This window comes from Micromonospora maritima (assembly GCF_902825405.1).
Classification (GTDB): Bacteria; Actinomycetota; Actinomycetes; order Mycobacteriales; family Micromonosporaceae; genus Micromonospora; species Micromonospora maritima.
Genome location: NZ_CADEAU010000217.1, coordinates 1 through 8,756 on the forward strand (window position 1 = coordinate 1; position 8,756 = coordinate 8,756).

Annotated in this window: 9 protein-coding genes; 1 reads left to right on the top strand and 8 read right to left on the bottom strand. The window is 74.2% G+C overall.

The window, feature by feature from the left end:
- A partial coding sequence (accD, locus tag HUW36_RS19045; RefSeq protein ID WP_174529412.1) for an acetyl-CoA carboxylase, carboxyltransferase subunit beta occupies positions 1-1,545 on the bottom strand: 1,545 nt, incomplete at its 3' end.
- 179 nt (positions 1,546-1,724) lie between these two features.
- Here accD and HUW36_RS19050 point away from each other — a divergent pair.
- On the top strand, positions 1,725-2,258 hold the full coding sequence (locus HUW36_RS19050) for a flavin reductase family protein (protein WP_174529413.1): 534 nt from the start codon (positions 1,725-1,727) through the stop codon (positions 2,256-2,258).
- Positions 2,259-2,320: 62 nt separating this feature from the next.
- On the opposite strand, the gene HUW36_RS19055 is transcribed toward HUW36_RS19050, so the two are convergent.
- From HUW36_RS19055 to HUW36_RS19085, 7 genes are all read right to left on the bottom strand, one after another.
- Entirely contained in the window at positions 2,321-3,358 is a 1,038-nt protein-coding gene (locus tag HUW36_RS19055; protein WP_174529414.1) for an LLM class flavin-dependent oxidoreductase, read from the bottom strand.
- Positions 3,359-3,373: 15 nt separating this feature from the next.
- Positions 3,374-4,102, bottom strand: a complete 729-nt coding sequence (locus HUW36_RS19060; RefSeq protein WP_174529415.1) for an SDR family NAD(P)-dependent oxidoreductase — start codon at positions 4,100-4,102, stop codon at positions 3,374-3,376.
- A gap of 81 nt (positions 4,103-4,183) precedes the next feature.
- Positions 4,184-4,867 (bottom strand): hypothetical protein, encoded by a 684-nt coding sequence (locus HUW36_RS19065; RefSeq protein ID WP_174529416.1) that lies wholly within the window; start codon positions 4,865-4,867, stop codon positions 4,184-4,186.
- 119 nt (positions 4,868-4,986) lie between these two features.
- On the bottom strand, positions 4,987-5,343 hold the full coding sequence (locus HUW36_RS19070) for an antibiotic biosynthesis monooxygenase family protein (protein WP_174529417.1): 357 nt from the start codon (positions 5,341-5,343) through the stop codon (positions 4,987-4,989).
- Positions 5,344-5,361: 18 nt separating this feature from the next.
- Positions 5,362-6,495: an acyl-CoA dehydrogenase family protein gene (locus HUW36_RS19075; RefSeq protein WP_174529418.1), complete on the bottom strand. Its 1,134-nt coding sequence runs from the start codon at positions 6,493-6,495 to the stop codon at positions 5,362-5,364.
- Between the two features lie 47 nt (positions 6,496-6,542).
- Positions 6,543-7,388 (bottom strand): AfsR/SARP family transcriptional regulator, encoded by an 846-nt coding sequence (locus HUW36_RS19080; protein WP_246248224.1) that lies wholly within the window; start codon positions 7,386-7,388, stop codon positions 6,543-6,545.
- Positions 7,389-7,780: 392 nt separating this feature from the next.
- Positions 7,781-8,710 (bottom strand): MBL fold metallo-hydrolase, encoded by a 930-nt coding sequence (locus tag HUW36_RS19085; RefSeq protein ID WP_174529419.1) that lies wholly within the window; start codon positions 8,708-8,710, stop codon positions 7,781-7,783.
- Positions 8,711-8,756 lie beyond the last annotated feature (46 nt).

Below are 8,756 nucleotides of genomic sequence, written 5' to 3' on the forward strand. Positions count from 1 at the left end.
CGGGTCGGCGCCGGTGCCGCCGTCGGGCTCGACCAGGACGCCGTCGACCACGCCGAGGCGCAGCAGGTCCCGGGCGGTCACCCGGAGCGCGGCGGCGGCCCGGGGCGCGGCGGCCGGATCCTTCCAGAGGATCGCCGCGCACCCCTCGGCCGAGATCACCGAGTAGACCGCCGAACCGAACGCCAGCACCCGGTTGGCCACCGCCAGGCCGAGCGCGCCGCCGCTGCCGCCCTCGCCGATGACGACGGTGACCACGGCGACGGTGAGCGAGGACATCAGCCGCAGGTTCTCGGCGATCGCGACGGCCTGACCGCGCTCCTCGGCGTCCGCGCCGGGGAACGCGCCGGGCGTGTCCACGAGCGTCACCACCGGCAGGCGCAGTTTCTCGGCCAGCCGCATCAACCGGGCCGCCTTGCGGTAACCCGACGGCATCGGCATGCCGAAGTTGCGGCGCGCCAGCTCGGCCGCGGTGTGGCCCTTCTGCTGGCCGATCACCACCACCGGCCGCCCGGACAACCGCGCGATGCCGCCGACCACCGACGGGCAGTCACCGGAGATCCGGTCGCCGTGCAGCTCCAGGAAGTCGGTGAACGCGGAGGCCAGGTAGTCGAGCGTGGTCGGCCGGCTCAGGTCACGGGCCCGGCGGACCTGCTCCCAGGCGTCCGCCTCGGGCAGCCGGTGGGGGTCGCGCACCGTCGCGGCGGCGTCCGGGGCGGAGGCCGGCTCCGGCGTGCCGGCGTCGGCCGCCGCCCGCAGCAGCCGCCCGATCTCGGTACGCAGCCGCGCGCGCGGCACGATCCGGTCCACCACGCCGCGCTCCCGCAGGAACTCGGCGGTCTGGAACTCCGGCGGCAGCTTCTCCCGGATGGTCTGCTCGATGACCCGTCGGCCGGCGAAGCCCAGCCGTGCGCCCGGCTCGGCCAGGATCACGTCGCAGAGCGTCGCGAAGGAGGCGGCCACCCCGCCGTACGTGGGGTCGGTGACGAGCGAGACGGTGAGCACCCCGGCCTCGTCGAGCTGGCCCAGCACGGCGGCCGTCTTGGCCATCTGCATCAGCGACAGCACGCCCTCCTGCATCCGGGCGCCGCCGGAGGCGGAGACGATCACCAGCGGCGTCCGCTCGGCCAGCGCGACCTCGGCGGCCAGGGTGATCAGCTCACCCACCGCGCTGCCCAGGCTGCCGCCGAGGAACCGGAAGTCCATCACCGCCAGCACCGCGGGCGCGCCACCGATCCGCCCCCGCGCGCAGAGCACCGCCTCGTGCAGGCCGGTGCGGGCCCGCGCCTCGGCCAGCCGGGCCGGGTACGGCACGGTGTCCACGAAGCGCAACGGGTCCTCGCTGCGGGCGTCCAGGTCGAGCGGCTCGTAGCGGCCGTCGTCGACAAGCAGCGCCAGTCGCTGGCGCGCGGTCAGCGGCGTGTACCGCCCGCACTCCGGGCAGACGTGCAGGTTGCGCTGCCAGCGCCGGCCGTACACCGGTGTGGCGCAGCCGGGGCAGAGCACCCAGCGGGGCTCCTCCAGCGTCCGCTCGACCGTCTGCGTCATCGCTTCCACCCTCCAGGCACGGCACCGGGTCAAGGGCCATCCGACCCTGGTGCGCTCGAACACCGACCGAGGATCGCTGGTGCCGGAGCGTCCGACCCCGGTTCGACCCGCCTTCGAGCACCGGCGACGAGCGTGGTGCGGGAGGTTCGCCGCACCCGACCGGAAGCAGAGGAACCAGGATGATCCCAGCGGATTCGCGTGAGCGGGCCGACGCCCGCCGGGAGACGCTCGACCCCGCCGACTTCCGGGCCGCCATGGCGTCCTTCCCGACCGGTGTCACCATCGTGACCACGCGGGACGCCGACGGCGTGCCGTACGGCTTCACCGCCAACTCGTTCTGCTCGGTCTCGCTGGAGCCGCCGCTGGTGCTGGTCTGCCTGGCCCGGTCGGCGCACTCCTTCCCGGTCTTCGCCGGCTGCGAGCGGTTCGCGGTGAGCATCCTGCAGAGCCACCACACCGAGCTGGCCCGGCGGTTCGCCAGCAAGCGGGAGGACAAGTTCGCCCAGGGCCGGTTCCGGCGCACCGCCGGCGGGCTGACCGTGGTGGACGGCGCGGCCGCGGTGCTGGAGTGCGACCGCTACCGGCAGTACGAGGCCGGCGACCACGTGATCCTGATCGGCCTGGTGCGCACCGCCCAGCTGGCCCCCACCCGCGACCCGGTGCTCTACGTGGAGCGGACGTTCGGCACGGTCGGGTCCGCCACCCGCAGCTGAGCCCGCGACGACCGACGGGGAGCGGCCGGTGGACCGGCCGCTCCCCGTCGTCGACGTCGCCGTCAGTCCTCGGCCAGCCCGGCCCGGCGCAACGCCTGCGCCGCGCGGTGCAGGATCGTCACCCGGCCGGCGGTGTCGGTCGCGGCGGCGGACACCATGACGCCCAGCGTGGTGACGCCGGCCTCGGCGTACTCGCGCATCCGTCCCGCCACCCGGTCCGGCGGCCCGACCAGCGCCGTCTGGAGCACGAAGCCCTCCGGCACCGCCGCGCCGGCGGCGAGCCGGTCGCCGGCCCGGACCAGGTCGTGCACCTTCTCCACCTCGCCGACGTAGCCGAGACGCCGGGCCAACGCGACGTAGACGTTGTGTTCCGGGTCGCCGATGCCGAGCAGGTACGCGTACTGGCCGCGGACCAGGTCCACCGCGTCGGTCACGTCGTCCGCGATCGCGGTCGGCAGGCAGGGCAGCGTCTCGAACCCGGTCATCGTGCGGCCGGCGCGTTCCCGCCCGGCGCGGACCTGGCCGATCGCCTCCGCGGCCAGCGCCGGTGAGGTGAACACCCCGATCCACCCGTCGGCGATCTCCCCCGCCAGCCGCAGGTTCTTCGGTCCGACGGCGGCCAGCCAGATCGGCAGGTCCGCGCGCAGCGGGGTGGTGAGCAGGTGCAGCGGCGCGCTGCCGGCGCCGTCGCGGGGCAGCCGGTAGTGCCGACCGGAGTAGCGCACCGGCCCGCCGCGCAGCGCCGCGCGGACGATGTCGACGTACTCCCGGGTGCGGCGCAACGGCTCGTCGAAGGGCACGCCGTACCAGCCGTCGGAGACCTCGGCGTTGGAGACCCCCAGGCCGAGCCGGAACCGCCCGCCGCTGAGCGCGTCCAGCGTCGCCGCGGTCAGCGCGGCCAGTCCCGGCGTCCGCGCGGGTATCTGCATGACCCCGCTTGCCAGCCCGATGCGGTCGGTGCTCGCGGCCACCGCGCCGAGCAGGCCGGCCGCCTCGGAGCGGTATCCCTCGGGCGCGAGCGCGACCGCGTAGCCCAACTCCTCGGCGGTGCGGGCGAGCAGCGCGGCGTCCTGGTAGACGAGGTTCACGGCGAGCTTCATGCGTTGCCTCCGGCTTCAGATGAGGTGGGCGCCGCCGTCGACCAGCACGACCTGGCCGGTGACGTAGGTCGCGGCGACCAGGCCGGCCACCGCCTCGGCCACGTCCTCGGGCCGGCCGACGCGGCGCAACGGGGTGCTCTCCCGGACCTTCTCGGCGATGGCGGTGAACGACTCCGTCCACGGCGTCTCGATCAGGCCGGGCGCGACGGCGTTCACCCGGACCCGGGGCCCGACCACGTTGGCCAGCAGCCGGGTCAGGTGTTCCACCGCGGCCTTGCTGACCGCGTACGGGATGGAGCTTCCGGCGGGCCGGCTGCCCGCGACGGAGGACACGTTCACCACCGCGCCGGCGCCGGTCGCGGTGAGGTGCGGCATCGCGGCGACGGTGGTCTGCCAGGTGCCGATCAGGTTGAGGTCGAGGATTTCCCGCCACACCTCACCGGTGGCGGCGGCCAGGTCGGCGTGCGGGATCAGGCGGGTCCGGCCGGCGTTGTTGACCAGGACGTCCAGCCGGCCGTACGTCTCCACGGCGGCCTCGACCAGCCCGGCGGACCCGGCCGGGTCGGCGACGTCGGCGGCGACGTAGACGGCGTCGGGCAGCTCGGCGGCGAGCTTCTCCCCCGCCTCCCGGGACCGGGCGGAGTTCACCACCACGCGGTAGCCGGCGCCGCCGAGCCGGCGGGCCACCGCGGCGCCGATCCCGGACGAGGAACCGGTGACGAGTGCGACGGGCTTGTCGGTCATGTCCTGCTTCCTTTCCGCGTACGGACGGTCGGACGACGCGGGCGCCGGACCAGGTCCGGCGCCCGCCGTGGTGCCGGTCGGTCAGCCGATGGTGGTGCTGGTGAACACCACCGGGGATGCCGGGTTGCAGTCGAACGGCCGCTCGACGCCCTCCAGGTCGGTGCGGACCCAGGTCCAGGACGGGTCGGTCAGGCTGGTCCCGCCGGTGGTGGTCCGGGCGGTGCCGCTCGGGCCGGAGAGCAGGTAGACGGTGACGGTCGGCAGGTCGAACGGCACGCTGGCGGGCAGCGGGCCGGTCTCGGTGATGGTGAGCACCCGGGTCGACCAGTCGTACTGCGCCTGCGGCGGCGTGGTCAGGTTCTTGCCGCCGGAGAGGGTGTGCCAGACGTACCAGGCGTTGTCCGGCAGCTTGTACCTGACCTTGACGGTGCGCACCTGCTGGTTGAACTTCGGGTCCGGAGTCCACTCCTGCGGGTCGAGGGTGACCGCGAACGGCCGGTACGGCGCCACCTTCTGCGGCGCCGAGGCGGTGAAGGTGAGGCTGAACGGCACCGTCGTCGACCCGCCCGGGAACGTGACGTAGCAGCTGTAGCCGACCGGAACGGTGCTGGTCACGGACGGCGGGAGCAGGCCGGCGGCGGACGCGTCGGTCGGGGCGACCGCCCCGGTGGTGGCGGCGGCCGGGACCGGTGTGGCGGCGAGCCCCACCGCGCCCAGTGCCGCCACCGCCAGCAGCCGGCGCTTCCAGGTCGTGCGAGTGGTCATTGCGGTCCTCTCGATTCGGGGTGAACCCGGGCGGCGTCCGTGCGTCGCCGGGCGCGCAGCAACGGTCGCAACGGCCGGTCGAGGCCGGCTCGACGTCGCGTCCACACCGGACGGACGGGTCAGGCGGGTTCGGTGACGGCGGCGGCCGGGATGCTGCGGGCCAGGGTGTAGCCGGTCATCTCGGGGCCCTGCACGCCGGGGATCGCGGCCAGTGCCGCGCGCAGCGCGCCGGCGCGCGGGTTGCGCTTGAACGACTCCCGGTACGCCTCCTCGCTTGCCCACTGCGCGTAGTTGACCAGCCGGGTGCCGTCGGTGCTGAGGTGGTAGTTGGCGGAGATGAAGCCGGGACAGTGCCGGACCCACTCCTGCACGTCGGGGACGAGCAGGTCGAGCAGTTGGCGCTGCTGTTCCGGCCCGTCGGTGCGGAGCGTGACGATGGCGATGAATCCGGCGTCCGGCCGGGCGGGGTCGACCACGGGTCCTCCTCGGTCGGGTCAGGGGCGGTGCCACGCCTGCGCGGCGTACGCCGCGGCGGCGGGGTCGAACTGCAGCACGACGTGACTGGCCGCGGCGTTGGCGTCCCGCCAGGCACGTTGCAGGGCGTTGCCGTCGGCCTGGGCGCGGGTGCCCGCGGCCCGGAACAACCTGTCGACGGCGCCGACCAGCAGGTCCACGGCGAACGCGCAGTCCCGGCCGTTGCGCGCGGTCTCCAGCGCGCCGACCGGCCCGCCGTCGGCGACCGCCGCGACCCGGTCCAGCAGCAGGCGGGCGGCGTCGATCTCGGCCGCCGAGCGGGCCAGGACCGTGTCGTAGCCGGGGCCGCCGGTGATGCCGTTCGCCGGGGCGGTACGCACCTTCTCGGCGATCCACGACGTCCACACCTTCAGCGCGCCGGTCGCCGTGCCGAGGATCGGCGCCGCGAACCCCAGGCCGTTGGCGGCCTTGAGCGGCACCCGGTGACAGGGCGCGTCCGCCTCGGCCGCCGTGCCGGCGGTCAGCGCGTCGCGGGTGAAGGACATCTCGGCGGGCACCGGCACGTCGTCGAGGACGAGCGTGTTGCTCCCGGTGGCCCGCATCCCGACGGTGAACCAGGTGTCCTCGATCGCGTACGCCGACCGGGGGACGGCGAAGAAGCGCGCCTCCGGCCTGCCGTCGGTCCGGACCATCGCGCAGACCAGCGCCCAGTCGGAGAACTCGATCGCGCTGACGTACGGCCACCGGCCGGTGAGCCGCCATCCGCCGTCGGCGGGCGTCGCCTCCCCGATCGGCATGAGCGCGCCGACGATCAGCGGATCGGGACCGTCGCGCCACAGCTCGGCCTGACCGGCGGCCGGCAGGTACGCGGCCATCCGGCCCAGGCCGGCGGTGAGTGAGGCGTACCAGGCGGTGGAGGCGCAGCTCTCGCCGATCGCCGCCACCGCCCGGGCCACCTCGGTGAACGTCCCGGCGTTGCCGCCCCAGCGGGTCGGCACGAAGTGCCGGGCGAACCCGGCGTCGAGGACGGCCCGGACCACCTCCGGGTGCAGTCGCCGCTCCGCCTCGGCGGTGCCGGCGCGCTTGCCGGCCAGATCGGCGACCTGCTCGGCGGCGGCCCGCAGACCGTCTCCTTCGGACAATTGATCGCGCACGTCCTGCCTCCTCCTGGTACGGACGACTGGCGGTCGCCCGTACCGTGTCAGGAGGGGCTCGAGGACAACTCGACGCCGGCTCGGTCCCGGTCGGCGGGCAGCGGCAGGTGGCCGATGTTCAGCAGGTCCAGCTGGAGTTGCTGGACCTCCGGGGTGGGCAGGACCCCCAGCTCCTCGTCGAGGATGCGGCGCAGGTCGTGGTAGGCCTGCAACGCCTCGGCCCGCCGGCCCGACCGGTTGAGCGCGGTGATGAGCTGGGCGTGGAACCACTCGTTGAGCGGGTACGCGCAGACCAGGGCACGCAGCTCGGGGATCAGCTCCCGGTGGCGGCCCAGTCGCTGCTCGGCCTCCATCCGCAGCTCGATCGCCCGGATCTTCAGCTCCTCCAGGTGGGTGATCTGCCCCCGCAGCACCGTGCCGGCGGAGACGTTCGCGAGCGCCGCGCCGCGCCACAGGTCGAGCGCCTCCCGCAGCACCCGGGACGCCTCCTCCAGGCGACCGTCGTCGAGCAGCGTCCGGCCTCGGCGGGTGAGCCGGGTGAAGACGGCGGCGTCGACCTCGTCCTCGGTGACGTCGACGAGGTAGCCGGGTGGCCGCGTGACCAGCAGCTCCCGGTCCGGCCGCACCAGCTCCTGCTGCGCGAAGATGCGTCGGGCGTGGTAGACGTAGGTCTGCAGCGTGGTCACCGCGCTGCGGGGCGGGTGGTCCGCCCAGAGTTCCTCGACCAGCGCGCCGACGCTGACGATCTCGTTGGGCCGGATGAGCAGCAGGGCGAGCACCTGGCACACCTTGGGTGTGCTCAGCGTCGCCGCCCTACCGTTGTCGGCGACGATTTCCAGCGGACCGAGCAGATTGAAGCGCACCTTGATTCCCCCGAGCCAGGCGTTGTTCACGGACAATTTAGGCCGACCGGCACTCGCACCTTCCCGCCATAGTCGCAATTCCCACGGCGGGGGCCGGCCCGGCATTCCCCCGGTGCATTCACACCTGTCGACAATCATAGATGGGGGACGGTGCGCCCAACGAGGCGTGACCGACGCCACAACCATTTCGGACAGTCGCGCTGAACTGGGAACTTGGTCGAGATCGGCGATATCCGCGCGGCTCGCAAGACACTATCCGACAGAAGTTCCAAACGGCCGGCGACGACATCCGGACGACCCGACACATCTGTCGACACAATTTTACCGGCCGGAAATAGTCACTCCGGCCGGTCGGGGCAGCCGAATGCCGGGGACGGCCGTCGCGTTTCCCGCGAGCCGCCCCCGGCACGTCGTTCGGGCGGTCAGGCCCGGCACTCGGGCAGGCGCCCCCCGTTGAAGTCCACCATTTCCTGGAAAATCGCCACCACGTCCAACGGGCGGCCCCGGACGCCGCCGCGCACCTCGTCGTACGCCCGGTGCAGGTTGCCCACGGTGCGCTCGGGGTCCAGCAGGTCGGCGAACTCGCCGGGTCCGGCCTCACGCGCCGCGCGCAGCGGCGACCAACCCTGCGCCACCCCGTGCCGGGCGACGTCGAGCACCCACCGCAGGTACCGCTCGGTCGGGTCGAACACCTCCGGTCCGGTCACCGCGCCGTGACCGCAGACCACCGTCACCGGCCGCAGCTCGCGGAGCCGCCGCACCGCCGCCAGCGCGCCCTCGACGGAGCCCATCAGGTTGAACGGGGTGCACCCGGAGAGCACCACGTCACCGGCGAAGAGCACCCGTTCGGCCGGCAACCAGGCCACCACGTCGTTGGTGGTGTGCGCGGGTCCGACGTGGAGCAGCTCCACCCGCCGCTGGCCCTGGTGCAGGGTCAACGCGTCGCGGAACGTCAGCGTGGGCAGCACCACCCGCACGTCGCCCCAGTCCACGTCCGGCCACAACCCGGTCAGGGCGAGCCCGGTCTCCGCCATCTCCACCCGGGCCCGTTCGTGGGCGACCACCGTCGTCCCCGGGCCGAACGCGGCGTTGCCGAAGGTGTGGTCGCCGTGGTGGTGCGTGTTGACCACGACCCGGCCCGGACCGGCGCGCAGGGAGTCCACCGCCTCGCGCAGCCGGGACGCGCGCGCCTGGGTCGCCGCGGTGTCCACCACCACGGCGCCGTCGCCGCCCACCACCACTCCCGCGTTGTTCAGGCACCAGCCGCCGTTGGGCTGGGTGAAGGCGTAGACGCCGTCGGCGACCTCGGCCAGTCGACCGGGCGACGCGACAGGCGTGGCCGGGGCGCTCACCGCGCCGCCGCGTCGGCCGCGCGACGGGCGGCGGCGAACTCGCCCG

What these genes read in the sequence shown, in the direction of transcription:
- HUW36_RS19060 (WP_174529415.1), bottom strand. Translation starts at nt 4,102, where the DNA reads ATGACCGACAAGCCCGTCGCACTCGTCACCGGTTCCTCGTCCGGGATC.
- HUW36_RS19055 (WP_174529414.1), bottom strand. Translation starts at nt 3,358, where the DNA reads ATGAAGCTCGCCGTGAACCTCGTCTACCAGGACGCCGCGCTGCTCGCC.
- HUW36_RS19065 (WP_174529416.1), bottom strand. Translation starts at nt 4,867, where the DNA reads ATGACCACTCGCACGACCTGGAAGCGCCGGCTGCTGGCGGTGGCGGCA.
- HUW36_RS19050 (WP_174529413.1), top strand. Translation starts at nt 1,725, where the DNA reads ATGATCCCAGCGGATTCGCGTGAGCGGGCCGACGCCCGCCGGGAGACG.